22 protein-coding genes are annotated in these 24,365 nt (G+C 56.9%); 12 read left to right on the top strand and 10 right to left on the bottom strand.

Going from position 1 to position 24,365, the window contains the following annotated elements:
• Positions 1–1,320, bottom strand: a complete 1,320-nt coding sequence (gene celB / locus V1566_RS19650; RefSeq protein WP_219940073.1) for a PTS cellobiose transporter subunit IIC — start codon at positions 1,318–1,320, stop codon at positions 1–3.
• A 146-nt stretch (positions 1,321–1,466) separates the two neighbouring features.
• Here celB and V1566_RS19645 point away from each other — a divergent pair, with 146 nt between their 5' ends.
• On the top strand, positions 1,467–2,291 hold the full coding sequence (locus V1566_RS19645; protein WP_395304391.1) for an XRE family transcriptional regulator: 825 nt from the start codon (positions 1,467–1,469) through the stop codon (positions 2,289–2,291).
• Here the strand turns inward: V1566_RS19645 and arsC are convergent.
• Both arsC and bepA read right to left on the bottom strand, forming a co-directional pair.
• A complete protein-coding gene (arsC, locus tag V1566_RS19640; RefSeq protein WP_023308762.1) occupies positions 2,288–2,644 on the bottom strand; it encodes an arsenate reductase (glutaredoxin) in 357 nt (118 codons plus the stop codon). The genes V1566_RS19645 and arsC overlap by 4 nt on opposite strands.
• An 18-nt stretch (positions 2,645–2,662) precedes the next feature.
• Positions 2,663–4,126 carry a beta-barrel assembly-enhancing protease gene (gene bepA / locus V1566_RS19635; RefSeq protein WP_395304390.1) on the bottom strand — a complete coding sequence of 488 codons (1,464 nt, stop codon included), beginning with the start codon at positions 4,124–4,126 and terminating at the stop codon, positions 2,663–2,665.
• Positions 4,127–4,347: 221 nt separating this feature from the next.
• Between bepA and V1566_RS19630 the strand changes: the two genes are divergently transcribed.
• Positions 4,348–5,412: an AI-2E family transporter gene (locus tag V1566_RS19630; protein WP_061714661.1), complete on the top strand. Its 1,065-nt coding sequence runs from the start codon at positions 4,348–4,350 to the stop codon at positions 5,410–5,412.
• Positions 5,413–5,449: 37 nt separating this feature from the next.
• Here V1566_RS19630 and bcp read toward each other — a convergent pair whose 3' ends face one another.
• Both bcp and V1566_RS19620 read right to left on the bottom strand, forming a co-directional pair.
• Positions 5,450–5,920 carry a thioredoxin-dependent thiol peroxidase gene (gene bcp / locus V1566_RS19625; RefSeq protein ID WP_395304389.1) on the bottom strand — a complete coding sequence of 157 codons (471 nt, stop codon included), beginning with the start codon at positions 5,918–5,920 and terminating at the stop codon, positions 5,450–5,452.
• Positions 5,920–6,489 carry a glycine cleavage system transcriptional repressor gene (locus tag V1566_RS19620; protein WP_032643538.1) on the bottom strand — a complete coding sequence of 190 codons (570 nt, stop codon included), beginning with the start codon at positions 6,487–6,489 and terminating at the stop codon, positions 5,920–5,922. The genes bcp and V1566_RS19620 overlap by 1 nt, the downstream gene beginning before the upstream one ends.
• A 145-nt stretch (positions 6,490–6,634) precedes the next feature.
• On the opposite strand from V1566_RS19620, the gene dapA reads away from it, so the two are divergent.
• The 6 genes from dapA (at position 6,635) to ypfH (ending at position 13,089) form a co-directional block, all read left to right on the top strand.
• Positions 6,635–7,513 (top strand): 4-hydroxy-tetrahydrodipicolinate synthase, encoded by an 879-nt coding sequence (gene dapA, locus V1566_RS19615; protein WP_023308757.1) that lies wholly within the window; start codon positions 6,635–6,637, stop codon positions 7,511–7,513.
• 16 nt (positions 7,514–7,529) lie between these two features.
• A complete protein-coding gene (gene bamC / locus V1566_RS19610; protein WP_148242409.1) occupies positions 7,530–8,564 on the top strand; it encodes an outer membrane protein assembly factor BamC in 1,035 nt (344 codons plus the stop codon).
• A 109-nt stretch (positions 8,565–8,673) separates the two neighbouring features.
• Entirely contained in the window at positions 8,674–9,387 is a 714-nt protein-coding gene (gene purC / locus V1566_RS19605; protein ID WP_023332985.1) for a phosphoribosylaminoimidazolesuccinocarboxamide synthase, read from the top strand.
• A 120-nt stretch (positions 9,388–9,507) separates the two neighbouring features.
• Positions 9,508–10,374 carry a neutral zinc metallopeptidase gene (locus V1566_RS19600; RefSeq protein WP_395304388.1) on the top strand — a complete coding sequence of 289 codons (867 nt, stop codon included), beginning with the start codon at positions 9,508–9,510 and terminating at the stop codon, positions 10,372–10,374.
• Complete coding sequence (locus V1566_RS19595) at positions 10,374–12,320, top strand: tRNA(Met) cytidine acetyltransferase TmcA (RefSeq protein WP_395304387.1); 1,947 nt, start codon at positions 10,374–10,376, stop codon at positions 12,318–12,320. The genes V1566_RS19600 and V1566_RS19595 overlap by 1 nt, the downstream gene beginning before the upstream one ends.
• Positions 12,321–12,393: 73 nt before the next feature.
• Positions 12,394–13,089 (top strand): esterase, encoded by a 696-nt coding sequence (gene ypfH / locus V1566_RS19590; protein ID WP_395304386.1) that lies wholly within the window; start codon positions 12,394–12,396, stop codon positions 13,087–13,089.
• A 38-nt stretch (positions 13,090–13,127) separates the two neighbouring features.
• On the opposite strand, the gene V1566_RS19585 is transcribed toward ypfH, so the two are convergent.
• From V1566_RS19585 to V1566_RS19575, 3 genes are read right to left on the bottom strand one after another with little or no spacing between them, the layout of a single operon-like run.
• A complete protein-coding gene (locus V1566_RS19585) occupies positions 13,128–13,325 on the bottom strand; it encodes a hypothetical protein (protein ID WP_023308751.1) in 198 nt (65 codons plus the stop codon).
• A gap of 24 nt (positions 13,326–13,349) precedes the next feature.
• A complete protein-coding gene (dapE, locus tag V1566_RS19580) occupies positions 13,350–14,477 on the bottom strand; it encodes a succinyl-diaminopimelate desuccinylase (RefSeq protein ID WP_395304385.1) in 1,128 nt (375 codons plus the stop codon).
• 10 nt (positions 14,478–14,487) lie between these two features.
• Entirely contained in the window at positions 14,488–14,838 is a 351-nt protein-coding gene (locus tag V1566_RS19575; protein ID WP_395304384.1) for an ArsC family reductase, read from the bottom strand.
• 387 nt (positions 14,839–15,225) lie between these two features.
• Between V1566_RS19575 and ypfM the strand changes: the two genes are divergently transcribed.
• On the top strand, positions 15,226–15,285 hold the full coding sequence (gene ypfM / locus V1566_RS19570; RefSeq protein ID WP_015572204.1) for a protein YpfM: 60 nt from the start codon (positions 15,226–15,228) through the stop codon (positions 15,283–15,285).
• A gap of 109 nt (positions 15,286–15,394) precedes the next feature.
• Here the strand turns inward: ypfM and acrD are convergent, their stop codons facing one another.
• Together acrD and narQ are read right to left on the bottom strand one after the other, a co-directional pair.
• Positions 15,395–18,508, bottom strand: a complete 3,114-nt coding sequence (gene acrD, locus V1566_RS19565; RefSeq protein WP_395304383.1) for a multidrug efflux RND transporter permease AcrD — start codon at positions 18,506–18,508, stop codon at positions 15,395–15,397.
• 142 nt (positions 18,509–18,650) lie between these two features.
• Positions 18,651–20,345: a nitrate/nitrite two-component system sensor histidine kinase NarQ gene (gene narQ, locus V1566_RS19560; RefSeq protein ID WP_395304382.1), complete on the bottom strand. Its 1,695-nt coding sequence runs from the start codon at positions 20,343–20,345 to the stop codon at positions 18,651–18,653.
• Between the two features lie 152 nt (positions 20,346–20,497).
• On the opposite strand from narQ, the gene aegA reads away from it, so the two are divergent.
• The 3 genes from aegA (at position 20,498) to V1566_RS19545 (ending at position 24,279) form a co-directional block, all read left to right on the top strand.
• The gene (aegA, locus tag V1566_RS19555; protein ID WP_395304381.1) at positions 20,498–22,474 is read left to right on the top strand and encodes a formate-dependent uric acid utilization protein AegA; all 1,977 of its coding nucleotides are present in this window, start codon (positions 20,498–20,500) and stop codon (positions 22,472–22,474) included.
• 66 nt (positions 22,475–22,540) lie between these two features.
• On the top strand, positions 22,541–23,134 hold the full coding sequence (gene nudK, locus V1566_RS19550) for a GDP-mannose pyrophosphatase NudK (RefSeq protein ID WP_395304380.1): 594 nt from the start codon (positions 22,541–22,543) through the stop codon (positions 23,132–23,134).
• 101 nt (positions 23,135–23,235) lie between these two features.
• Entirely contained in the window at positions 23,236–24,279 is a 1,044-nt protein-coding gene (locus V1566_RS19545) for a DUF1176 domain-containing protein (RefSeq protein WP_395304379.1), read from the top strand.
• Positions 24,280–24,365: the final 86 nt, after the last annotated feature.

Here is a 24,365-nt window from a genome sequence, read left to right as displayed (position 1 = left end):
TTACTCCTGTTTTGCAAGGGTGGTGTCGGTTTGCGTAACGGTGGCCATTTCCGCCGCGCGGTACTGTTTGTCCACGATACGCATAAAAGGCAGATACAGCATGGCGCCAATCAGCAGGTTGATAAGCTGCATCACGCTGCCGCTCAGGTGGCCGGTGACGATAAAACCGCTGATGACCGGCGGCAGCGTCCAGGGAATAAACACCCCGGTGGTGACGGCAACCGCGCCAATCTTCATCGCTACATACTGCACGGTGACCAGCACCAGCGGGACAAGATTGAAGGGGATAAGCATGATCGGGTTCATGATCACCGGCAGGCCAAACAGAATCGGTTCGTTGATGTTAAACACCGACGCCCCGGCGCCGAGGCGCGCCACTTCACGCATGTTTTTGCTGCGGGCGAAAATCAGCATTGCAATGACCAGCGACAGCGTGGCCCCCGCGCCGCCCATCCAGATCATGTCAAAAAACTGCTCGGTGATAATGTGCGGCGGCGTCGTGCCTGCCTGAATCGCGGCGATGTTGTCGGTCTGGTTCTCCATCCACAGCGGGCGAATGATGCCGTTGATCATCGAGCCGGAGTTAATGCCCACTGACCACAGAATGGTGATGCTGAACACCGTCATCAGCGCGCCAAAGTAAGAGGTGCCGTAGTGGCGCACCGGCGTGGCAACCACTTCGTAAATAAACTGGTGGATGGTGTTGTAGTGGGTGTTTTCAAACACGATGCGGATACCCAGCACCAGAATCATCACCAGCAGGGCCGGGATCAGCGCGGCGAACGACTCCTGCACCGCCGGAGGCACGCCGTCCGGCATTTTGATCACCAGTTTTTTGCGCTTGAGCCAGCAGAACAGCTCCGTCCACAGCAGGGAACCAATCATCGCCACGAACAGCCCTTTGCTGCCAATCCACTCCACCGGAATGACGGTGATACCGCCGTTTTCCGCCACTTTGATAAAGGGCGTCAGGATGAGAAAGGCGACCAGCGCCAGGATACCGCAGGAGATGCGATCCTCACCGTAGTGTTCCGCCAGGCGGAAGGCGACCAGGAAGCTGATGAACAGCGACATGGTGGAGAACACCGCGTTGAACGGGATTTCGATAATGGCGCTCCAGCTCTCACCAAAGGCCTGAGACATAAACTGCTGATAGGCTTGATTCGGGAACGACGAGATCACCAGCAGAATAGAGCCGACGATGATAAACGGCATGAAGGAGACATAGGCGCCGCGAATGGCCCCGAGATGACGCTGCTGGGCCGTTTTGGCCGCCAGCGGCATCAGTTTTGCTTCAAGAAATCCCAGAACATTGTTCATTGTGAACTCCGTACAAGATTGAGGGGTGTTGTTTGTGTTATATCTGGGGATTATCAGTGAAGCGTGGCGAGCGAAAGGTGAAATCGGTCACAAAGCAATCGCTTGTGTAGTATAAATCTCATAAGGTTGGTTCTGAGGATCCTGCGATGGAAATTAAACTGCATGCTAATGCCACCACGACGCCGCGCATCCGTCGCTATCTTCAGCAGTCAGATAAAAGCGACAGGGAGTTGGCCACTGAGCTGGGTATTTCGGTCACTACCGTCAGGCGCTGGCGCAACCGCGAGCAGGTTTCAGATAACCATACGACGCCAAAAGTGATACACAAAGCATTGAGACAGGAACAGGTCGCGCTGGTCAATGCCCTGCGGGATATCACGGGCGCCCCGCTGGATGAACTGCTGCAGATGGTCAATAACGGACTCGGGATTGCCGTATCCCGCGCGACCCTGAACCGCTACCTTAAACCGGCTTCGGTAAAGCAGAAGGGCGCGACGTTGCTGGGGAAAAAGGCGCTGAAAGCCGGCATCGTGCCGCAAAAACTCCTGTTACATCATCAGCCTCTGTCTCTGCATATGGACGATGGCGGGGAACAGCATCTGCTCTGGGCGCGTGAACCCGTGAGCGGCTGGTGCTACGCCCGGCTGTACGCGGGCATTTCTCCGCAGCTGCTGGCCCACTGGGCGAACGACGCGCTGGAAGCCTGTCCGGCTGATATTCAATCTGTTGAGACTTTTGGTTTCGAGGTGAAGCTAAAGGAGCGCAATACCACCGTAACAGCGCATCCATGGCAATACCGCGCCGTTCAGGTTGCTCTGCCGCTATGCGAAATCATCCCACGTCTGAACAGTGAACCGGCAGGCGAGCTGTTGATCCAGCTGTGCGAATTCTACAACCGGGGAAAAACGCAGAAAAAGCTGGGAGAGAGTACGCCGCAGGCCTTTCTGGAAGCGCTGCGGCATAAGGACTAGAGGATCTCGAGCACGTCTTCCGGCGGGCGTCCAATGCGCGCCTGGCCGTTCGCCACCACAATCGGGCGCTCAATCAGCTTTGGATTTTCAACCATCGCCTGGATCAGCTCAGCCTCGGTGAGGCGGCTGTCATCAAGGTTAAGCGACTTATACAGATCTTCTTTCTGACGCATCAGCTCTCTTGCACTGCCCATTCCCAGCATGTGCAGCAGCTGGCGGAGGGTTTGCGCGTCAGGTGGGGTGTCAAGGTACAGCACCACCTCCGGCTCAACGCCGTTAGACTTTAGCAGGCTCAGGGTATCGCGGCTCTTGGAGCAGCGAGGGTTATGATAGATTTTTACGGCGTCGGTCATGACGTGAATTCTCCTTTATTACATCTTCTCGTATGGCTTAAAGCGCTGCTGCAGGCCGCGCAGCTGGTCGATACGCGCGTCGTAACGGGCCTGCTGGAGGCTGCCGAGTTTGACCTGCGCGCTGGCGCTGCTGAGCGTGGAAATCGCCTGATCGAGGCGGCCCACCAGGGCAAAACCTTCGGCACGCGCCGCCAGCTCCTGATCGCGGTTGCCGAGCTGGGCTTCCGCCTGAGCGAGCAGATCCCAGCCGTTTTGATCGTCTTTATTATTGAAGGTGTAGCGGTTCAGAATGGTCGCCGCTTCGCCAGGCTGGCCGCCCTGTAAGTAAGCATTGGCCAGGTTAAGCTGCAGCACCGGGTTGGTTCGGACGTCTTTCGCCCCCTTCAGACGGTTAATCGCATCGGCAGGCTTCTTCTGTCCCAGATCGATATCCGTCGACAGATCGAGGTACCACGGGTTATTCGGGTCGGCCGCCAGAAGCGGTTGCAGCGCTTTACGCGCTTCGTCGTATTTGCTGGCTTCCATCGCCTGGAGCGCCTGACCATACTGTGCGGCGTTTTTCTCACGCACGTTGCCCTTCGCCAGGGTGTCCAGCAGGTCGCTGGTGAGCTGGTTACGTCCGGAATTGTACATCCCCAGGGTTCTTACTTTCGCCATGTAGAAATCCTGCGAAGACTGGACCACGACCGGACGCATCTGGTTGGCACGGTTACGCGCGTCCGACAGTCGGCTTTCAGGTAATGGGTGCGTCAGCAGGATTTCCGGCGGCCGGGAAGAGTAACGTGCCTGATCGAGCAGTTTTTCCAGGAAACTCGGCATGGCCTGCGGGTCAAAGCCCGAGCGCTGCAGCACCTGAATCCCGATGCGGTCCGCTTCCTGTTCGTTTTGCTGGGTAAAGCTGATCATCCCCTGGCGCGTTCCCGCCAGCGTACCGGTCAGGGCTGCCATCCCGGCCTGCGGGCTGGCCATCGCCAGCAGAATAGAGCCCAGCGCGCCCACCCAGGTGAGGGGGGCATTACGTTTTTGGTCTTCCATGGCACGCGCCAGGTGGCGCTGCGTGACGTGCGAAATTTCGTGCGCCATCACCGAGGCCAGCTGGCTTTCGTTGTCAGAGTAACGGAATAACGCCGAATGCAGCACCACGTTACCGCCAAAGAAGGCGAAGGCGTTGATTTCGTCATTATTGATTAAATAGAAATGGAAGGGCGTTTTTACCGAGTCGGCGTGCGAAACCAGACGCATTCCCAGCCCGTTAATGTACTGTACCAGCAAAGGGTCGTTAATCAGCGGGGCGCTGCCGCGCAGCTGGCGAACATAGTAATCCCCCATTTGCATCTCTTGCCCAATAGAGAGCGTGCTTCCTGCTGTGGTGCCCATGTCCGGCAATGAATCGGACGAGTCAGCAAAAGCGGGCAACACCTGACCGACCGTCACCACGGCAATCAGCGTTGCAACCAGTGTTTTTCTCAACTGCCTGAACATAACCACTGTCCTGTATGTTGGATGTGCTAATTTGACCGATGAACCGGCATATCGTTCATCTCTGCTGCTCTGCGAGTGTAGCCGTGTTATAGCATGAAGAAAATCCCATTCATCAGGCTTTTGCGGATTGCGTTAGGGATACAAAAAGCGAAAGTCTTTTTTGTGACAGTTAGATACAATTCACCGTCTCACTCCCGCCATTCGATTCAGGGAAGGGTTGTATGCTCGAAATGTTAATGCAGTGGTACCGGCGTCGGTTCAGCGACCCGGAAGCCATTGCTTTGTTGGTTATTCTGGTTGCCGGGTTCGGTATCCTGTTCTTCTTTAGCGGCCTGCTCGCGCCCCTGCTGGTGGCAATCGTGCTGGCGTACCTGCTGGAGTGGCCAACGGTGCGTCTGGAGCACATCGGCTGTTCCCGTCGCTGGGCGACCAGCATCGTCCTGGTGCTGTTTGTCGGCATCCTGCTGTTAATGGCCTTTGTGGTGATGCCGGTGGCCTGGCAGCAGGGGATCTACCTTATCCGCGATATGCCCGGCATGCTGAACAAGCTTTCTGATTTTGCCGCCACGCTGCCGCGCCGTTACCCGGCCCTGATGGACGCCGGGATTATCGACGCGATGGCCGAAAATATGCGCGCTCGCATCATGACGATGGGCGATTCGGTGGTGAAGTACTCTCTGGCCTCGCTGGTCGGACTGCTGACGCTCGCGGTTTACCTTGTGCTCGTGCCGCTGATGGTCTTCTTCCTGGTGAAAGATAAAGACCAGATGCTCAACGCCGTGCGCCGTATTCTGCCGCGCAACCGCGGGCTGGCAGGGCAGGTCTGGGAAGAGATGAACCAGCAGATCACCAACTACATTCGCGGCAAGGTGCTGGAGATGATTGTCGTGGGGGTCGCCACCTGGATTGGCTTCCTGATTTTCGGCCTGAACTACTCGCTGCTGCTGGCGGTGCTGGTGGGGCTGTCGGTCCTGATTCCGTACATCGGCGCGTTTGTGGTGACCATTCCGGTTGTTGGGGTCGCGCTGTTCCAGTTTGGGCTGGGGACCGAGTTCTGGAGTTGCTTCGCGGTGTACCTGATTATTCAGGGGCTGGACGGTAACCTGCTGGTACCGGTGCTGTTCTCCGAAGCGGTGAACCTGCATCCGCTGGTGATTATCTTGTCCGTCGTGATTTTCGGCGGGCTGTGGGGATTCTGGGGCGTGTTCTTTGCGATTCCGCTGGCGACGCTGATTAAAGCCGTGGTCCACGCGTGGCCGGATGTTCCGGCGGTGGAAGAGAAGTAGTTTTGCCGGGTGGCGCAGCGCCACCCGACACTCACTTTCAGGCACTTTCTTTCAGCCAGTTCAACACCACGTCGTGGTGGTTGCTGGTTTTGAAGTCGTCAAACACATGTTCAACTTTACCGTCAGCGTCAACCAGGAAGCTAATGCGGTGAATGCCGTCGTAGGTTTTACCCATAAACGTCTTCTCGCCCCAGACGCCGAACTGCTCGCACACCTGATGATCTTCATCAGAAAGCAGCGTGAAGTTCAGCAGCTCTTTTTCAGCAAATCGTGACAGCTTTTCTGGTTTATCCGTGCTGATACCCAGCACTTCCACGCCAACTTTTTTCAACTCGTCCATGTTGTCGCGTAAGCCGCAGGCCTGTACGGTGCAGCCGGGGGTCATGGCTTTCGGGTAGAAATAGACCAGAACACGCTGTCCCTGGAAGTCGGTCAAATTTACTTGCTCGCCGTCTTGATCCGGTAAGCTAAATTTCGGTGCGATGTCACCGGCTTTCAGTGGGTTCATTACTCAACTCCATCCTGTTCGTGCTGCGAATAATTGACGACGCTTATACTGCCCTGCGCGTTTAATTCTGTACAGAGGGCTTTGAACGCTTGCTCGATATTTGACGCATCCTGTGAGGCAGGGCTGTGCGCCGTGATTTGGATAAACAGCACCGGAAGACCCTGTTCATCGCTTGTCTGAGTACGGGAAACCAGTTCGGCAATATTCATTTGATGACTGTCAAACAGCGCCGTGAAACGCTCAATCAGATGCGGAGAATCAGGGACTTCAACCTGCACCCAGACGGTAGAAGGCAGTGCCGGACGCGGACGCGCGGTGGTGCGCTTCATGACAATCAGCAAATCCAGTTCGGCCCCCTTCAGCGGCAGGGTCGATTCAATCAACGTAATGGCGTTCCATGTCCCGGAAAGCAACATAATAAATGTGAACTCTTCGCCAAGCATAGCCAGACGGCTGTCTTCAATATTACAGCCGCAGCTGCTTACGTGGCGGGTGATGGTGTTCACGATACCCGGCCTGTCGGCACCCAGCGCAGTGATAACCAGGTAATGTTGTGATGAGGTTGTCAAACCTGTTCTTCCTTTGCATGGTTAAGTCTTCCTAAGGAAAGCATAAAAAAAACATGCATACAACCGCCTGAGAGCCTCAGGTCGCTTGCTTTTATTACAGTTCCAAACGTAACATTGAGGCTCTTGTTCGCACAGAGGATGGCTCATGTTCACGGGAAGTATTGTCGCGCTTGTTACACCGATGGATGAAAAAGGTAATGTCTGCCGGTCAAGCATGAAGAAGCTCATTGATTACCATGTCGCCAACGGAACCTCGGCGATCGTTTCGGTAGGGACTACCGGTGAATCCGCAACGCTGAGCCACGACGAGCACGGCGATGTGGTGATGCTGACCCTGGAACTGGCTGACGGACGTATTCCGGTCATCGCGGGGACAGGGGCTAATGCAACCGCAGAAGCTATCAGCCTGACCAAACGTTTTAACGACAGCGGCATCGTTGGCTGTCTGACGGTGACCCCTTATTACAACCGTCCTACTCAGGAAGGTTTGTTCCAGCACTTCAAAGCCATCGCTGAACATACTGACTTGCCACAAATTCTGTATAATGTGCCGTCCCGTACCGGTTGCGATATGCTGCCGGAAACCGTTGGTCGTCTCTCGGAAGTAAAAAATATTATCGGTATTAAAGAGGCGACAGGGAACTTAAGCCGCGTTCATCAGATCAAAGAGCTGGTTTCAGACGACTTTATCCTGTTGAGTGGCGATGATGCGACCGCGCTGGACTTTATGCAGCTCGGTGGTCATGGCGTGATCTCCGTAACGGCAAACGTTGCGGCGCGCGATATGGCAGAAATGTGCAAACTGGCCGCAGCCGGTCACTTTGATGAAGCGCGTGTCATTAATCAGCGTCTGATGCCGCTGCACAATAAATTATTTGTCGAACCCAATCCGATCCCAGTGAAATGGGCATGTAAGGAGTTGGGACTTGTAGCATCCGACACGCTGCGTCTGCCAATGACACCGATTACCGACCACGGTCGTGACATCGTCAGGGCGGCGCTGAAGCATGCCGGTTTGCTGTAGAGTTTAGGGAGATTTGATGGCTTATTCAGTACAGAAGTCGCGCCTGGTGAAGGTTGCGAGTGTTTCGCTTGTTATGCTGCTCGCTGCCTGTAGTTCAGATTCGCGCTACAAGCGCCAGGTGAGCGGTGATGAATCCTATCTGGATGCGACCCCGCTTGCTGAACTTCACGCACCGGCTGGTATGATCCTGCCGATTCAGAACGGCGATTATAATATTCCCGTGACCAACGGCAGCGGCCTGGTCGGTAAAGCGCTTGATATTCGTCCGCCAGCACAGCCTCTGGCGCTGGTCAACGGGGCGCGTACCCAGTTCACCGGTGATACGGCGTCTCTGATGGTTGAGAGCGCGCGCGGTAGCACCCTGTGGCCGCAGGTTGTCAGCGTCATTCAGTCGAAGAACTACACCATCGATAAACGCGATGACGCCAGCCAGACCTTAACCACCGACTGGGTCGAATGGAACCGTCTGGATGAAGACCAGCAGTACCGCGGTCGTTATCAAGTCTCCGTAAAACCACAGGGTTATCAGCAGGCGGTTAACGTTAAGCTGTTGAACCTGGAGCAGGCGGGTAAACCGGTTGCGGATGCCGCGTCCCTGCAGCGTTACAGCACCGAAATGCTGAACGTGATTGCCGCGGGGCTGGATAAAACCGCTACCGATGCCGCCAACGCCGCGCAGAGCCGCAACGGCGCGACCTTCGATGTGCAAAGCGGTGCGGATGATACTGGCCTGCCAATGCTGGTGGTGCGTGCACCGTTTAACCAGACCTGGCAGCGTCTGCCAGCGACGCTGGAAAAAGTGGGCATGAAAGTGACCGACAGCACGCGTTCGACCGGCAGCATGACGGCAACGTATAAGCCGCTCTCCGACAGCGCGTGGCAGGAACTTGGCGCGAAAGATCCTCAGCTTGCCTCCGGTGACTACAAGATTCAGGTAGGCGACCTTGATAACCGCAGTAGTCTGCAGTTTATCGATCCTAAAGGTCACACGCTGACCCAGTCGCAGAACGATGCGCTGGTCGCTGTCTTCCAGGCAGCATTCAGCAAATAAATACGAGGGCTGGTGAATCCAGCCCTTTTTATTTTAGTGCCACGCAAACGTGTGCGTGGCATAATATCCCCAGTTTTGAACACAAATCATCACACCAGGAGTAATGAAGATGCAGAAGCAAGCTGAGTTGTATCGTGGCAAAGCGAAGACCGTATACAGCACGGAAAACCCGGATCTGTTGGTGCTCGAGTTCCGCAATGATACGTCAGCAGGGGATGGCGCACGCATTGAGCAGTTCGATCGTAAAGGCATGGTGAACAACAAGTTCAACCACTTCATTATGACCAAACTGGCCGAAGCGGGTATCCCGACCCAGATGGAAGCGTTGCTGTCCGATACGGAATGTCTGGTGAAAAAACTGGATATGGTTCCGGTTGAGTGCGTTATTCGTAACCGTGCGGCGGGCTCCCTGGTGAAGCGTCTCGGCATTGAAGAAGGTATCGAACTGAATCCACCGCTGTTTGACCTGTTTCTGAAAAACGATGCCATGCACGACCCGATGGTCAACGAATCCTACTGCGAAACCTTCGGCTGGGTGAGCAAAGAGAACCTGGCGCGTATGCAGGAGCTGACCTACAAAGCCAACGACGTGCTGAAAAAACTGTTTGATGACGCGGGCCTGATCCTCGTCGACTTCAAGCTGGAGTTTGGTCTGTTCAAAGGCGAAGTGGTGCTGGGCGATGAGTTCTCACCGGACGGTAGCCGCCTGTGGGATAAAGAAACCCTGGATAAAATGGACAAAGACCGTTTCCGTCAGAGCCTGGGTGGCCTGATTGAAGCGTACGAAGCGGTTGCTCACCGTTTAGGCGTTAAGCTCGACTAACTCCCTCACTTGCCAAAGGATGTTTGCATCCTTTGGCGTCTTACCTTTGTTTCCTATGGTAATCTTGCCGTTAACCGCCTACGATCATAGCTATTATAAATGGAATAGTTCGAGGTGGTTATGCGCTGGCAAGGGCGTCGTGAAAGTGACAATGTAGAAGACAGACGCAGTGATGGTGGCGGCGGTCCTTCAATGGGCGGGCCCGGCTTCCGGTTACCGAGCGGCAAAGGCGGGATAATCCTGCTGATTGTGGTGCTCGTTGCGGGGTATTACGGCGTCGATCTCACCGGTTTAATGACCAGTCAGCCGCTGCAACAGCAGCAATCTCAGCACTCCATCAGTCCAAATGAAGATGAAGCGGCTAAATTTACCTCCGTTATTCTCGCCACAACAGAAGACACCTGGAGTCAGCTGTTCGAGAAGATGGGCCGTACCTACCAGCAACCGAAGCTGGTGATGTACCGGGGGGCAACCCGCACCGGATGCGGTACCGGGCAATCTGTGATGGGCCCGTTCTACTGCCCGGCAGACGGCACCGTCTATATCGATCTCTCTTTTTACGATGACATGAAACGCAAGCTTGGCGCTGACGGTGATTTTGCTCAGGGCTATGTGATCGCGCATGAAGTTGGCCATCACGTGCAAAAGCTGCTGGGGATTGAACCAAAAGTGCGCCAGCTCCAGCAAAATGCGTCTCAGGCGGAAGTGAACCGCCTTTCCGTTAAGATGGAGCTGCAGGCAGACTGCTTCGCGGGCGTCTGGGGCCACAGCATGCGGCAGCAGGGCGTGCTGGAATCCGGCGATCTTGAGGAGGCATTAAATGCCGCACAGGCTATCGGTGACGACCGTCTTCAGCAGCAGAGCCAGGGGCGCGTCGTGCCGGACAGCTTCACTCACGGAACCTCACAGCAGCGCTACAGCTGGTTTAAACGCGGCTTCGACAGCGGCGATCCGGCGCAGTGTAATACCTTCGGCAAAGCGATGTAATGCTTGAGTTTGAACAGCTGATAAGCGAGCTTGAGCGCACCGGCCATCGTCGGCTGGTGGTGCTCAGCGGTGAGTTTCAGTGGACGTTAAGCCAGGCGGTCGCCCTGCGTGACGCCTTGCCCGGAAACTGGGTAAGGCTTGACGAACATCCTTCAAAATCCATCAGCAGCCTGCTGGGACGCGAGTTCCGGCATGCCGTTTTTGACGCCAGCGCCGGGTTTGATGTCGCCGCGTTTGCCGCCCTGAGCGGAACGCTGAGCGCCGGAAGCCTTCTGGTGCTGCGGGTTCCGCCGCTTGACGCGTGGGCCGAGTTGCCAGACAGCGATTCACTGCGCTGGAGCGACGGTGCCGAAGCGATAGCCACACCGCATTTTGTACACCATTTCTGCCGGACGATTGACGCCGATCCCGACGCGATTGTCTGGCATCAGGGTCGCGCGTTATCCCTTCCGCCTTTACCCGACGCGCCAGACTGGGCGCCTGCCAGCGGCGCACCGCAGCGCGAGCAGGCTGAGATCCTGGATGTGCTGCAGAGGATGCCGGAGGGCATCGTGGCCGTCACCGCCGCGCGCGGGCGCGGAAAATCAGCCCTGGCGGGAATGCTGCTGAACCGCATTGCGGGCAGCGCCGTGGTCACCGCCCCGTCGAAGGGGGCGACGGATATCATCGCCCGCTTTGCCGGAGAGCGTTTTCATTTTATGGCCCCGGACGCGCTGCTTGCCTCTTCACACCGGGCTGACTGGCTGATTGTCGATGAAGCCGCTGCGATCCCCGGTCCGCTGCTGGAAAAGTTAGTTGTCCGTTTCCCTCGCGTGCTGTTGACCACCACGGTGCAGGGATATGAAGGGACGGGCCGGGGATTCTTGCTTAAATTCTGCGGTCGGTTTGCCGGGCTGCAGCGTTACAGCTTATCAGCGCCGGTACGCTGGGCGGCGGGCTGCCCGCTTGAGCGGGTTGTCGCCAGCGCGCTGCTGTTTGACGATACGCTGATCGACCGCCGCCCGGAAGGAGAGGTGCGTTTAACTTCCCTCACCCCGGAGGCCTGGGAACGCCGTCCGGTGCTTGCAGCGAGCGTATACGAGCTCCTCTGTGCGGCGCATTATCGCACCTCGCCGCTCGATTTACGCCGCATGATGGACGCGCCCGGGCAGCAGTTTGCCGTTGCCGAGACGAACCCGGATATCGCCGGGGCGCTCTGGCTGGTGGAGGAGGGCGGGCTGTCCCCTGAGCTTAGCCGCGCCGTGTGGGCAGGGTACCGGCGTCCGCGCGGTAACCTGGTGGCGCAGTCTCTGGCGGCGCACGGCGGCTCTCCGCTGGCGGCGACGCTCAGAGGACGACGGGTGACCCGCATTGCCGTACATCCTCACCGTCAGCGGGAAGGGATTGGCCAGGCGCTTGTTCGCAGCGCCAGCGGCGAAGATTATCTGTCGGTGAGCTTTGGTTATACCGATGAGCTTTGGCGTTTCTGGCAGCAATGTGGGTTTGTGCTGGTACGGATGGGCAGCCATCGTGAAGCCAGCAGCGGCTGCTACACCGCGATGGCCTTGCTGCCGCAGAGTCAGGCAGGGCGTCAGCTGTGCGAGCAGGCGCAGCAGCGTCTGAAGCGCGATGCGCGGGTGCTATCGGCCTGGAACGGTGAAAAGATCCCCGTGGAGGATGGCTGGGAAGCTACCCTTAATAATGACGACTGGCTGGAGCTGGCGGGGTTTGCTTTTGCACATCGGGCGTTTTCAACCTCGGTTGCCGCACTGACGCGACTGTTGTTAACCGTGGACATGCCGCTTCCGGCCCTGCGTGGGAAAATGGCAGGAAAAACGGAAGACGTCGGGCGAAAAGCGTTGCTGGCAACGTTGCGGAGTGAAACCGCACAAGCGATTGAAAGTCTTGACTATCTTCGCTGCCAGCAGCTGAAAGAAGATATTTTGCAATGGCAATTTTTTCAATGACTTCTTCAGTAAAGTGGCATGGTCATTCACGTCGGGAGGCGTAGAATCCAGGTCATCTATTAAGGAGACCACCATGAAACACGACCATTTTGTTGTTCAAAGCCCAGACAAACCGGCTAAACAGTTACTGCTTCTGTTTCATGGCGTTGGCGATAATGCCGTCAATATGGGTCAGATTGGCAGCTGGTTTGCGCCTGTATTTCCGGAGGCCTTGATTGTCAGCATCGGTGGCGTCGAGCCATGTGGTCCAAACGGTCGGCAATGGTTCTCTGTTCAGGGCGTGACGGAAGAGAATCGTCAGGCTCGCATCGACGCCATCATGCCCACCTTTATCGATATCGTCCGCTACTGGCAGCAGCAGAGCGGCGTGGGTGCCGACGCAACCGCATTGATTGGCTTCTCGCAGGGGTCAATCATGTCGCTGGAAAGCGTTAAAGCGCAGCCGGGTCTGGTTTCACGCGTCATCGCGTTTAACGGCCGTTTTGCGACGTTACCGACAAGCGCGACCACGCAGACCACGATCCACCTGATCCACGGTGGTGAAGACCGGGTGATTGAGCTCTCGCATGCGGTTGCCGCCCAGGAAGCGCTGATTCGCGAAGGTGGAGACGTGACGCTGGATATCGTTGACGGGCTGGGCCACGCGATTGACGACCGTAGCATGCAGTTCGCGCTCGATCGTTTGCGCTATACCGTACCGAAGCACTACTTTGATGAAGCGCTCAGCGGCGGTAAGCCAGATAACGATGATATTGTAGAGTTTATGTGAGGATTCCCCCTCTCCCGGGGAGAGGGGAAACTAAACGATTACTTCTTCTGGTCCTTATTCGGCCAGTCGTCGTCATCGTCCCACTTGTCGTTAAAATCACGGTGCGGGGGAAGATCCGGTTTGTTAGCGAGAAATTTTTTATGGTCAACGCGCTTAAGATCTTTAATCACGTTAAGCAATACGCCAACCAGAAAAACTAACACCAGAATCCACCAGTACTTTGAAAGCCAGTCCATTCGCTATTCCTCTCAGAGCGTTCGTCAGGCGACGAGTTGCTCCATAATACGTTGATACATACGGGCCAGCAGTTGCAAATCTGCCGCATTGACACACTCATTGATTTTATGAATGGTTGCGTTCACTGGACCCAGTTCGACAACCTGGGCACCCATACGGGCGATAAAGCGTCCGTCTGAGGTGCCACCCGTTGTCAGCAGCTGTGGCTTAATTTCATTATAGTGCTCGATGGCGTTCACCACCGCATCCACCAGTTTACCGCGCTGCGTCAGGAACGGCTGGCCGGAAAGCCACCACTCCACGGTGTAGCGCAGCTGATATTTTTCCAGCAGGGCGACAATGCGCGCCTTGATCATCTCATCGGTCAGTTCAGTGCTGAAGCGGAAGTTAAACTGGACGAAGTAATCGCCCGGGATGACGTTGTTGCTGCCGGTCCCGGCCTTGACGTTCGCAATCTGCATACTGGTTGGCGGGAAGAATTCGTTGCCTTTATCCCATTCGATCCCCACCAGCTCGCTCAGCATTGGCGCAGCGCGATGGACCGGGTTATCGGCCAGATGCGGGTAAGCAACGTGCCCCTGAACGCCGTGAATGGTCAGGTTACAGGTCAGCGAGCCGCGGCGCCCGTTTTTGACGACATCGCCCACCACTTCGGTACTGGATGGCTCCCCGACCAGGCAGTAGTCGAGACGCTCGTTACGCGCCATCAGCGCTTCAACGACCTTCACGGTACCGTTATGGGCGCTGGCTTCTTCGTCGGAGGTTACCAAAAACGCCAGACGGTTTTTGTGGTTCGGATGTTGAGCCACAAAGCGCTCTGCCGCCACGACCATCGCCGCCAGAGAGCCTTTCATGTCTGCCGCGCCGCGACCAAACAGCATGCCATCGCGAATGGTCGGTTCAAACGGCGGGTTAATCCAGCGATCCGCGTCACCAGCGGGAACGACGTCAGTATGCCCGGCAAAGGCCAGCGTTTCACCCTGGCCGCGCCACGCCCAGAAGTTCTGGGTATCGCCAAAATCCATGCGTTCCACGGTAAAACCCATGGCGCGCAGGCGCTCAATCATTAATGCCTGACAACCTGCGTCGTCCGGGCTAAGGGAAGGACGGCGAATAAGCTGCTGAGTCAGCTCAATGACCGGGCATGACATAAACTACACCTCAACGAAAAAAGTCGGAATAAAGGGTTTCACTGAAACCCAGCAGCATAGGCTGCCCAGGCGCGCAGAGCAATGGGCGTTTGATAATTGCCGGCATATCGAGCATCAGTTTTGCCGCGCTGTCGGCGTTGTTGATGCTGGCACGCAGAGATTCGTCGAGTTTACGCCAGGTGGTGCCGCGGGTGTTCAGCAGGGCTTCCCACCCCAGTTCGCCGAACGCGTTATGCAGAAAGTCTGCATCAAGCCCGTCGGCACGGTAATCGTGGAAGCGATACTCCACGCCGTTTGCTTCCAGCCAGCGGCGGGCTTTTTTGATGGTGTCGCAATTTTTAATGCCGTACATCACAACCATGGTGAATCCTTTTGTTCTTATGGTGATTAAATGTTCAGTAAATTCGAAGATATATCCTTAAGTGGAATATAACACATTCAGGAATCGTCTGGATTTACACTTCCTCTTAATTCAACTCACATCTGTACGCTGAATATTCTTTCACCCTTTAAGCATAGATGTCCATAAGGTTTAAATTTCGAATAAACTCAGCGGGTAAAATAAAACTCACCCGTCCGTAGGGTTATTTCAAAATATTGCTAGCCGTCACAAAAAATTGAGGCCTCTCCGTTCATATTTATCATAAATCCCCAGAGGACGTGGGGTACAATCACAGCAATTGGTTAAATAGTCTTCACAATGATCGTCCGTTTTTGTAGAATGCGCATAATAATAAGAGAGGTTGTTATGATTGAACGTGAACTGGGGAACTGGAAAGATTTTATCGAAGGCATGCTTCGTAAATGACATTCAGTAAGAATTGCAAGAGCACTAAAATAAGTAAAATAACCATAGTGTGAATTAATCACACAATAAAAAGGCGGCCGATAAAGCCGCCTTTTTTTATTTCAATCACTTACTCAGCGCGTTCCTTTAACGGGAAGCGGCGACGCACCAGCACAAAGAACAGCGGCACGAAGTAAATGGCCAGAATGGTGGCCGAAATCATGCCGCCCATAACCCCTGTCCCGACGGCATGCTGGCTGCTGGAGCCTGCACCCGTACTGGTTGCCATCGGCAGTACGCCAAAGACAAACGCCAGCGACGTCATCAGGATGGGACGTAAACGCTGACGGCAGGCGTGCAGCGTGGCGGCCATCAGCTCATGGCCTTTAGCATTCATCTCGTTGGCAAATTCAACGATCAGAATGGCGTTTTTCGCCGACAGGCCAATCACGGTGAGCAGACCCACCTGGAAGTAAACATCGTTCTCCAGGCCGCGCATCCAGGTCGCCAGCAGCGCGCCGATCACGCCCAGCGGAACCACCAGCATCACCGAGAACGGCACCGACCAGCTTTCATACAGCGCGGCGAGACACAGGAACACCACCAGCAACGACAGCGCGTACAGGGCAGGCGCCTGCGCGCCGGAGAGGCGCTCCTGGTAAGACATCGCCGTCCACTCCAGGCCAAAACCGGTCGGTAGCTCCTGCACCAGTTTTTCCATGATATCCATTGCCGTACCGGTACTGACGCCCGGTGCGGCTTCACCCACAATTTCCAGCGCGGAATAGCCGTTATAGCGTTCCAGGCGCGGCGATCCGCTTTCCCAGCGCGAGGTGGCAAAGGCGGAGAACGGCACCATGCCGCCCGCGTTGTTACGTACGTACCAGCGGTTGATATCGTCCGGCAGCATGCGGTATTTGGCGGCGGACTGAACGTACACTTTCTTAACGCGGCCGCGATCCATAAAGTCGTTCACGTAGCTGGAGCCCCACGCGGTTTGCAGCGTGTCGTTAATATCATCGATGGAGACGCCAAGCGCCTGCGCCTTACGCTGATCGATATCCACCTGCAGCTGCGGGCTGTCGTCCAGGCCGTTGTGGCGAACGCGGGTCAGCTGGGGATCTTTACCTGCCAGATCGAGCAGCTTGTCTCGGGCGGCCATGAGCGCGTCGTGGCCCGCGCCCGCGTGATCCTGCAGCTCCATATCAAACCCTGCCGAACTGCCGAGGCCGCTGATGGCCGGAGGGCTGCTGGCAAACACCCGAGCCTCTTTAATGTGGCTGAAGGCTTTAGTCGCGCGCTCGATAATGGCAAACGAGGAGCCTGTCTCGCTGTCGCGCTGGTCCCAGTCCTTCAGGCGCACGAACATACGCGCCACGTTCTGCCCGTTACCGCCCGGGCCAGAGCCGACGGTGGAGAAGACCGATACAACGTTATCTTTCTCTTTAGTATGGAAATAGTCCTCAACCTTTTGCACCACCTTCAGCGTCTGCTGCTGCGTTGAGCCGCTCGGCAGCTGAACGGAGGTAATAAACATGCCGCGATCCTCCAGCGGCAGGAAGGAGGTCGGCAGACGCAGGAACAGGAACACCATGCCGCCCAGCAGCAGAACGTAGACCACCATCCAGCGCACGCTGCGGTGCAGGATCTTGCCCACGCCCGCCTCGTAGCGCGCGGCGTTGCGGTTGAACATGCGGTTGAACCAGCCAAAAAAGCCTTTCTGACCGTGATGCTCGCCCTTGTGTAAGGGTTTAAGAAGAGTGGCGCAAAGAGCCGGCGTCAGGATCAGCGCCACCAGCACCGAAAGCACCATCGCAGAGACGATGGTAATCGAAAACTGACGGTAAATCGCGCCGGTGGTGCCGCCAAAGAAGGCCATCGGAATAAACACCGCCGAGAGCACCATCGCGATGCCGACCAGCGCGCCCTGAATTTGCCCCATCGATTTTCGCGTGGCCTCGCGCGGTGATAGCCCTTCCTCGCTCATGATGCGCTCGACGTTTTCAACCACCACGATGGCATCATCCACCAGCAGGCCAATCGCCAGCACCATCGCGAACATCGTCAGGGTGTTGATGCTGTACCCGAACGCGTAAAGCACCGCAAAGGTCCCCAGCAGCACCACCGGAACGGCAATGGTGGGGATCAGCGTCGCGCGGAAGTTTTGCAGGAACAGGTACATAACCAGGAACACCAGTGCGATGGCTTCCAGCAGGGTCTTCACCACGTCCTCAATCGACGCTTTAACGAAGGAGGTGGTTTCGTAGGCGACTTTGTACTCCAGCCCGTGCGGGAAATACTGTGAAAGCTCGTCCAGACGGTCCAGCACCAGTTTGGCCGTGGCCATTTCGTTCGCGCCGGAGGCAAGCTTAATCCCCAGGCCGGAGGCCTGATTACCGTTGAAGCGGCTCAGGTAGTCGTATTTCTCCGCACCCATTTCCACCGTGGCGACGTCGCCCAGACGCACTTCCGACCCGTCCTGATTTACCCTCAGGGTAATATTTCTGAACTGCTCGGGCGTCTGAAGCAGGGACTGCGAGTTGATGGTGGCGTTCAGGGCCTGATTATCAACGGACGGGGTACCGCCGAGCTGGCCCACGGCAATCTGGGCGTTCTGTGATTCGATAGCGTCGGTGACGTCTTTGGCCGTCATCTGCACGCTGTTCAGCTTGTTAGGGTCGAGCCAGATGCGCATGGAATACTGTGAACCGTAGGCGTCGATATCCCCCACGCCGTTAATACGGCTGAGTGGATCCTGAATATTACTCGCCACGTAGTCTGCAATGTCCTGCTTATCCATCGAGCCATCTGTCGAGACAAACGCGATGGTCAAAATGTTGGTATCACCGGTTTTACGCACGGTCACGCCCTGATTCTGCACCGCCTGGGGCAGCTTGCGCATGGCCGACTGCAGCTGGTTTTGTACCTGCTGCACTGCTTCGTTCGGGTCGGTGCCCGCCTTAAAGCTCAGGGTCACCGTCGCCTGACCCGTGGCGCTACTTTGCGAGGACATGTACATCAGGTTATCGAGACCCGTCATGTTCTGCTCAATAACCTGCGTCACGGTGTTTTCCAGCGTTTGCGCGGAAGCGCCGGGGTAGTTTGCGGTGACGCGCACGTTAGGCGGTGCCAGATCGGGGTATTGCTCAACAGGAAGTGAAGTAATCGCCAGGACACCCGTCAGACACAACAGGATGGCAAGCACCCAGGCAAAAATGGGGCGATCGATGAAAAAATTCGCCATGAAAGTGTGACCTCGTTTTGCTGCACGTCATTATTGTTTATTGCCCGCATAACTTTAGCGGTAAGGGCCAGGTCAAACGTGGAGAAATAAAGGAGATAATGTAAATTATCATGCGCTTTTCAATGCGCTTCCCTCTTTACCGTTATTTACCCGTTAACGGCGCGGGTACCGGGAACGTTACGCTGACCAGCGTGCCGCCATTTTGCGGCTGCGAGAAGTGCAGCATTCCTCCGAGCCGTTGCGCGCGTTCGCGCATAATGTTCAGGCCGTAATGTCCCGGCGGCTCGCTGGCTTCGCCGATCCCGATGCCGTTGTCACGAATGCTGACGCTGTGCGTACCGTCCGCTGCGGTCACGCAGCTTACGGTGATCTCGCTGGCCTGCGCGTGCTTAATGGCGTTCAACACGGCCTCACGCACGATCTGCAACAGATGCACCTGCTTTTGCGCGTCCAGCGCCAGCGAGGAGAGGCGGCAATCTAGATGCAGCTTCGCCTGCGTCTGGCTCTGCAGGCCGTCGAGCGACTCCTGCAGCGCCGCGGGTAAATTCGCGTGGTTCAGCGTCAGGCGGAAGGTGGTGAGCAGCTCGCGAAGCTGCTGCCAGGCATTGTTCAGCTCGCGGGAGAAGTCGGAGATGATGGTCTGCGCCGGAGTATTGTCCTGGGGCACGGCGCGTTTGAGCAGCGCCAGCTGAATGCGCAGATAGGACAGCACCTGCGCCAGAGAATCATGCAGCTCGCGAGCGATGGTGGCGCGCTCTTCCATCAGCAGCAACTGCTGGTAATGTTTTTGCGCCTGGTTAAAGTACAGCCCGCGCCCGAGCATGGTCGCCACGCTTCTCATCAGCGGAAGGGGGACGCTGTCCGTCTCGCTTTGCCAGCGCAGCTCGCCGTAAAGGGTGTCCTGCATCAGTACCGGCAGGTTTTGCAGAGGAGCGCCATGTGTCTCTGTCCCTTCACACAGCCGCCAGCCGTCGCTGGTGCGCAGTTCGAGATAATTCATCTGCGTATAGTCATGAACAATCTGCAGGATATGCCGGAAGCAGTGGCTGTCTATCTGGCCGGTATTCAGCGCCTGAGAGCACTTGAACAGCATGTCGAGCTGCTGGTGGGCTTCATGCAAATGCCGCGTCTTTTCCGAGACCGAAGCTTCGAGCGAACGGTAGAGCGTAGCGAGCTCGGCGGACATGTGGTTGAAGGCGCGGGAGAGTTGGCCCAGCTCGTTCGGCAGGGCGGTATCCGGCGCCGGGGTTGCAAATTCCCCGCGCTCAACCCGTTCGCTGGCCGCCACCAGATTGTTCAGCGGCAGCACCACCTGGCGATGGATGCGTCGCAGGGTAAACAGCGTCAGCAGCAGGATCCCGAGAGCGCCCGCCAGAGAGAGCAGGGTCACCGTCTGAATTTTATGTTCGGTGTAGTGCTGAAGGGCGAGCACAAAGGCATCAATGCGGCCAACAAAATCCTCAATGTGGGTTTGATACCACGCGCTGTCGCCGCGGGCGATGTGTGCATCCATCTCCAGCCAGGCCACGTGCAGCTGCTGGTAGCGCGCTTTTACATTGTCCGGGACGTACCAGCGGTTCAGCTTCTGCAGTGCAGGCGCGCTCAGCGTCTGTTGCCAGCTGTCGCGATGCGCCGCAAGGGAAGGGCTGTTGCGCTGCATCTCGTAGCCCAGGCGATAGCTCTGCATGCGCAGTGAGCCCGCGATATTAATAGCTTCGGCGTCACGCTGGCTGCTGGCAAGCGTCAGCAGCGCGACGGTGCTGGTCAGCACGGATAAGACAATGATCGAAAAGAAAGCCCAGGCAAGGCTTCCGGAAACGGGTCGTTTAACGGTCACAGAACGGCTCTCTGAATAAAATTGATCTGCCACAGGTTCACTGTAAATAATTCGGCATTCCGGGCATTTGAACATTGCCCGATCGCGCCGTGATGCGTAAATACCATATTCATACAAAGAATAAGGTTATTGAACCAAAAACAGGTGTGGTTATGAATCGTTTTATTATGGCTAACAGCCAGCAGTGCATCGGGTGTCGCGCCTGCGAAGTGGCCTGCGTGATGGCGCACAACGATGAGCAGCACGTCCTGAGCGAGCGCCATTTTCATCCCCGTATTACGGTCCTGAAATCCGGTGACAAGCGACGCCTCGTCACCTGTCATCACTGTGAAAATGCGCCCTGTGCGCAAAGCTGCCCGAACGGCGCCATCAGTAAATGCGATGACAGCGTACAGGTGAATCAACAAAAATGCATTGGCTGTAAGGCCTGCGTGGTGGCCTGCCCGTTTGGTACGATGGAGATTATCGTCACCCCGCTCGACAGTGGCGGCGTGAAGGCCTCGGCGAACAAATGCGATCTCTGTCTGACGCGGCCACACGGCCCGGCCTGTATCGAAAATTGCCCGGCAGATGTCCTCTCACTGGCGACGCCTGCTGTCCTTGATACTCTGGCGAAATCGCGCCGACAGCGCACGGCCTGCCTGGAGGCGCAGCCCAGGCATGCTGAGGTCGTTAGAGAAGATGCTCCGCGCACCAAACTGCAGCAGATGCAGGCGACGGTGCCGCGCGGCGAGCCCGATAAACTCGCTGCCGCAGAGCGCGTGAGCCATTTTAACGAAATTTACCTGCCGTTTCGGGCCGAGCAGGCCGTCCGCGAGGCGTCGCGCTGCCTGAAATGCGGCGAGCACAGCATTTGCGAATGGACCTGCCCGCTGCATAACCACATCCCACAGTGGATTGAGCGCCTCAACGCGGGGGATATTACCGGCGCGGTCGAGCTTTCACATCAGACCAACTGTTTACCTGAAATTACCGGCCGCGTCTGTCCGCAGGACCGATTATGCGAAGGTGCCTGCACAATACGTGAAGAGGCGGGATCCGTGACCATCGGTAACATCGAGCGCTATATCTCCGATCGGGCGCTGGCGATGGGCTGGCGGCCGGATATGTCCGCCGTCACGCCGTCAGGTAAACGTGTCGCGATCGTCGGTGCGGGGCCCGCCGGGCTGGCGTGCGCCGACGTGCTGGTGCGCAGCGGCGTGAGCGTGACGGTCTATGACCGGCATCCGGAAATTGGCGGATTGCTGACCTTTGGCATCCCGGCATTCAAGCTGGACAAATCGCTGCTCGCACGGCGCAGAGAGATATTTACTGCGATGGGGATCCGCTTCGAGCTGAACTGCGAGGTGGGCCAGGACGTGTCGATGTCGCAGTTACAGAATGATTACGACGCCCTGTTTATTGGCGTGGGAACCTACCGTTCGATGAAGGCAGGCATACCGCATGAAGACGCGCCGGGGGTCTATGACGCGCTGCCTTTCCTGGTGGGCAACACCCGGCATGTTATGGGACTGGAGGCGACGGCCAGCGAACCGTTCATCGACACCCAGGGTTTAAACGTGGTGGTGCTGGGCGGGGGCGATACCGCGATGGACTGCGTCCGCACTGCGTTACGCCACGGCGCGACGAACGTCACCTGCGCCTATCGTCGGGATGAGGCCAATATGCCGGGCTCGAAGAAAGAGGTGAAGAACGCCAGAGAAGAGGGGGCGGCGTTTGAATTTAACGTCCAGCCGGTTGAGCTGACGCTGGATCCGAACGGAAAGGTCAACGGTATCCGGATGCTGCGTACCGAGCTCGGTGAGCCGGATGCGCAGGGGCGGCGTCGGCCCGTTCCGGTGGCGGGCAGCGAGTTTGTGATGGCCGCGGATGCGGTCATCATGGCGTTTGGTTTTAACCCGCACGCGATGCCGTGGCTGCAGGCGCAGGGTGTCGAAACGGATGACTGGGGGCGGATCGTTGCCTCCGTCGAGAGCCGTTACCGTTACCAGACGACCAACCCCCAGATCTTCGCCGGGGGCGATGCGGTACGCGGCGCGGATCTGGTGGTGACCGCAATGGCGGAAGGGCGGCATGCGGCGCAAGGGATACTCGACTGGCTTGGGGTTAATGCACCAAAACATCATTGAACCGGCGGGCGACAAAGCGGGATTCACGGCGTAATATAGGACGACTCATTATGTTGTGGAGCCCGTATGACCCTGAAAATTGACGTTATCAAAGACAAAATTCTCTCTGAAAACTACTTTGTCCTGCGTAACATCACCTATGATCTTACACGTAATAACGGTGAAGTGATCCGCCACAAACGCGAGGTTTACGACCGCGGCAACGGAGCAACTATTCTGCTCTATAACCGTGAAAAGCAGAGCGTGGTGCTGATCCGTCAGTTCAGGGTGGCGACATGGGTCAATGGCAACCTCGACGGACGTCTGATTGAAACCTGCGCGGGCCTGCTCGATGATGATGAGCCGGAAGTTTGTATCCGCAAAGAGGCCGTCGAGGAAACCGGCTTCGAAGTGGGCGAGGTCAAAAAGGTCTTCGAGCTGTTTATGTCGCCCGGCGGCGTGACGGAAATCGTCCATTTCTTCATTGCGGAATATAGCGACGCGCAGCGCACTCACCGGGGCGGTGGCGTAGAGGATGAAGATATCGAAGTGCTGGAGCTTCCTTTTCCCCGGGCGCTGGAGATGGTGCGTTCAGGCGAAATCAGGGATGGTAAAGCGGTGATATTACTGCAGTATTTACAGACTACCGGGCTGATGAATACCACTTTCGAACGGATATAGCCTGTTTTTCGGGTATATCTGACAAATCCGATTGAGCAACCCCGGCGGGAACACGAAGATACTGCCCAGTTAAGCGTTTTCGTTCCGGGATTGTGTCATTCATGCGCTACAGCGTCTTTTTGTTTTACCTGTTTTGTGTGCTCCTCGCGCCGCAGGTGCGGGCTGCACCTGCCCAGCAAGCCTTCTCTGACTGGCAGGTGACCTGCAATAACCAGAACTTTTGCCTGGCGCGCAACACGGGTGAACACCATGGCCTGGTCATGACGCTCACCCGAAGCGCCGGGGCGAAAACGGATGCCACGCTGCGTATCGATCTCGGCGGTTTTGATACGCCCTCGGTCAAAGAGCCAGAGATTGCCCCCCGATTGCTGCTGGATAACGTTCCTCTGACGCTGGACAAACAGCGCTGGCAGTTCACGCCCTGGCATCTGAAAACGGACGATGCGGCCACCATCACCGCCTTTCTGAAAAACATCCAGGAAGGGAAGGCCCTGACCCTGCGCGGCGGTAAGCAGGTTATTTCACTGAGCGGTCTGAAAGCCGCGCTGCTGTTCATTGATGCGCAGCAAAAGCGCGTCGGCAACGAAACCGCGTGGATCAAGAAAGGTGACGATCCGCCGTTAAGCGTTCCGCCTGCACCCGCTTTAAAAAAGGTGACGGTCGTCAATCCGACCCCGACACCACTCTCCCACGCCGAACTGAACGACCTGCTGGACTATGGTACCGGGCGGATGAACAGCAGCCAGTGCTCACTGGATCTTAACCGCCGGGAAGTGCGCGTCACCGCGTTAACCGATGACAAAGCGCTGCTGATCGTCAGCTGCGAGGCGGGGGCCTATAACACGGTCGATCTGGCGTGGCTGGTATCACGAAAGAAACCCTTCTCCGCACGCAGCGTCAGGCTGCGTCTGCCGTTTACGCCGTCAAGCGACGGCAGTGAAATGGAGTTGATGAACGCCAGCTTCGATGAGAAGACGCGCGAGCTGACCACGCTCGCGCTGGGCCGCGGTATGGGCGATTGCGGGATCCAGACGCGCTGGCGTTTTGACGGCCAGCGTTTCCGCCTGGTGCGCTACGCCGAGGAGCCCAGCTGCGATAACTGGAACGGGCCAGATGCCTGGCCCACGCTGTGGATCACGCGGTAGTTTTGCCGGGTGGCGCTGTCGCTTACCCGGCCTACGGTTTGGCGGTTTTGTAGGCCGGGTAAGGCGTAGCCGCCACCCGGCAAAAG

The organism is Enterobacter sp. ECC-019 (genome assembly GCF_043974075.1).
GTDB lineage: Bacteria > Pseudomonadota > Gammaproteobacteria > Enterobacterales > Enterobacteriaceae > Enterobacter > Enterobacter asburiae_D.
The sequence above is the reverse complement of the archived record's forward strand: the minus strand, read 5'-3'. Positions and strand labels throughout refer to the sequence as shown.

Coding starts and splice junctions, on each gene's coding strand:
- V1566_RS19545 (WP_395304379.1), top strand. CDS start 23,236: ATGCGCTACAGCGTCTTTTTGTTTTACCTGTTTTGTGTGCTCCTCGCG.
- V1566_RS19630 (WP_061714661.1), top strand. CDS start 4,348: ATGCTCGAAATGTTAATGCAGTGGTACCGGCGTCGGTTCAGCGACCCG.
- bcp (WP_395304389.1), bottom strand. CDS start 5,920: ATGAACCCACTGAAAGCCGGTGACATCGCACCGAAATTTAGCTTACCG.
- ypfH (WP_395304386.1), top strand. CDS start 12,394: ATGAAACACGACCATTTTGTTGTTCAAAGCCCAGACAAACCGGCTAAA.
- celB (WP_219940073.1), bottom strand. CDS start 1,320: ATGAACAATGTTCTGGGATTTCTTGAAGCAAAACTGATGCCGCTGGCG.
- V1566_RS19595 (WP_395304387.1), top strand. CDS start 10,374: ATGCTTGAGTTTGAACAGCTGATAAGCGAGCTTGAGCGCACCGGCCAT.
- V1566_RS19645 (WP_395304391.1), top strand. CDS start 1,467: ATGGAAATTAAACTGCATGCTAATGCCACCACGACGCCGCGCATCCGT.
- aegA (WP_395304381.1), top strand. CDS start 20,498: ATGAATCGTTTTATTATGGCTAACAGCCAGCAGTGCATCGGGTGTCGC.
- nudK (WP_395304380.1), top strand. CDS start 22,541: ATGACCCTGAAAATTGACGTTATCAAAGACAAAATTCTCTCTGAAAAC.
- dapE (WP_395304385.1), bottom strand. CDS start 14,477: ATGTCATGCCCGGTCATTGAGCTGACTCAGCAGCTTATTCGCCGTCCT.
- acrD (WP_395304383.1), bottom strand. CDS start 18,508: ATGGCGAATTTTTTCATCGATCGCCCCATTTTTGCCTGGGTGCTTGCC.
- V1566_RS19600 (WP_395304388.1), top strand. CDS start 9,508: ATGCGCTGGCAAGGGCGTCGTGAAAGTGACAATGTAGAAGACAGACGC.
- purC (WP_023332985.1), top strand. CDS start 8,674: ATGCAGAAGCAAGCTGAGTTGTATCGTGGCAAAGCGAAGACCGTATAC.
- V1566_RS19585 (WP_023308751.1), bottom strand. CDS start 13,325: ATGGACTGGCTTTCAAAGTACTGGTGGATTCTGGTGTTAGTTTTTCTG.
- bamC (WP_148242409.1), top strand. CDS start 7,530: ATGGCTTATTCAGTACAGAAGTCGCGCCTGGTGAAGGTTGCGAGTGTT.
- dapA (WP_023308757.1), top strand. CDS start 6,635: ATGTTCACGGGAAGTATTGTCGCGCTTGTTACACCGATGGATGAAAAA.
- bepA (WP_395304390.1), bottom strand. CDS start 4,126: ATGTTCAGGCAGTTGAGAAAAACACTGGTTGCAACGCTGATTGCCGTG.
- V1566_RS19575 (WP_395304384.1), bottom strand. CDS start 14,838: ATGGTTGTGATGTACGGCATTAAAAATTGCGACACCATCAAAAAAGCC.
- arsC (WP_023308762.1), bottom strand. CDS start 2,644: ATGACCGACGCCGTAAAAATCTATCATAACCCTCGCTGCTCCAAGAGC.